The 1,450-nt window shown below is 67.7% G+C and carries 1 protein-coding gene; it reads left to right on the top strand.

Annotated features, from left to right (window positions below; translation table 11 throughout):
* Positions 1-240 precede the first annotated feature (240 nt).
* A complete protein-coding gene (locus tag ABH937_RS38180) occupies positions 241-1,431 on the top strand; it encodes an IS110 family transposase (RefSeq protein WP_370220858.1) in 1,191 nt (396 codons plus the stop codon).
* Positions 1,432-1,450: the final 19 nt, after the last annotated feature.

The raw sequence follows: 1,450 nt of genomic DNA, 5'->3' as shown, positions 1-1,450 counted from the left end.
TCAGCCGGTCCTACGTTGTTGGTGTGGCAGAGGGGCCAGTCGTATGGTCCTGAGGCCCAGGGACACCGGGTATGGCTTTCAGCCGGTTGCACGCGATGGTTCAGCTGACCTGGCCGCCCGGTGTCTCACGACGACTCGACCGCTGATTAGGAGTCGCGAGCCCCTCGGGTGCATCGCTGAGTAGGACCACGCTGGCGAGGTCGTCCGGAGCGCAACCCACATCGAACAACCGGAGGACAGGTGGCCCGGATCTGGGCGGGAACGGACATCGGCAAGACCCACCACCACTGCGTGGTGCTGGATGCCGAGGGCAGGCGGCTCCTGTCGCGGAAAGTGCTGAACGACGAGCCGGAACTGCTGGCCCTGCTCGCCGACGTGCTGGCCCTGGACGATGACGTGGCCTGGGCTGTCGACGTCGCCGACGGCATGGCCGCCCTGTGGATCAACATCCTGCTCAATCACGGCCAGGAGCTGGTCTACATACCCGGCCTGGCGGTCAACCGGGCAGCCGCCGGTTACCGGGGCACCGGCAAGACCGACGCAAAGGATGCCACCGTCATCGCCGATCAGGCCCGTATGCGTCGGGACCTGGCCGTCCTGCGACCCGACGGCGAGCAGGCCGTCGAGCTGCGGATCCTCACCGGCCGCCGGGCCGACCTGAACGCCGACCGGACCCGCAGGATCAACCGCCTACGCGGTCAACTCACCAGCATCTTCCCGGCATTGGAGCGGGTCTTGGATCCCGGCAACGTCGGCCCGCTGGTCCTGCTGGCCGGCTACCAGACGCCGGCCGCACTGCGAAGGACGGGACGCGCCAGGCTGACCACCTGGCTTCGAAACCGCAAGGTTCGAGGAGCCGAAGCCCTCGCCGCGGCAGCTGTCGAGGCCGCCGAGCGCCAGTACACCACCCTGCCCGGGGAGAAGATCGCCGCCCAGGTGATCCACGCCCTCGCCAAGGAGGTGATGAGCCTCAACGAGCAGATCACCGAGATCGACAAGCTCATTGCGGCCCGGTTTCGCGAGCACGAGCTCGCCGAAGTGATCACCAGCATGCCCGGTATCGGACCACTCCTGGGAGCGGAGTTCGTGGCCGCCACTGCCGGCGACATGAGTCGCTTCGGCACCCCGGATCGCCTTGCCAGCCTGGCCGGAGTCGCGCCTGTGCCCCGCGACTCCGGCCAGGTCAGCGGCAACCTGCACCGCCCCCGGCGCTACCACCGTGGCCTCCAGCGCGTCTTCTACACCTCCGCTCTGATCAGCATCCGCAGCTGCGAGGAATCCCGCCGCTTCTACGAGCGCAAACGTGCCGAGGGCAAGCGACACACCCAGGCGGTCCTCGCCCTGGCCCGTCGGCGGGTCAACGTTCTATGGGCCCTGATCCGTGACGGGAAGAGCTACGAGCCTGCACTCCCCGTCACATCAGCGGCTTGACAACATCATTAGGAGGTCA

The sequence above is a fragment of the Kitasatospora sp. GAS1066B genome, assembly GCF_041262605.1.
Classification (GTDB): Bacteria; Actinomycetota; Actinomycetes; order Streptomycetales; family Streptomycetaceae; genus Kitasatospora.
Note: the sequence above shows the minus strand (reverse complement) of the source record. Positions and strands in the feature narration are given on the sequence as shown.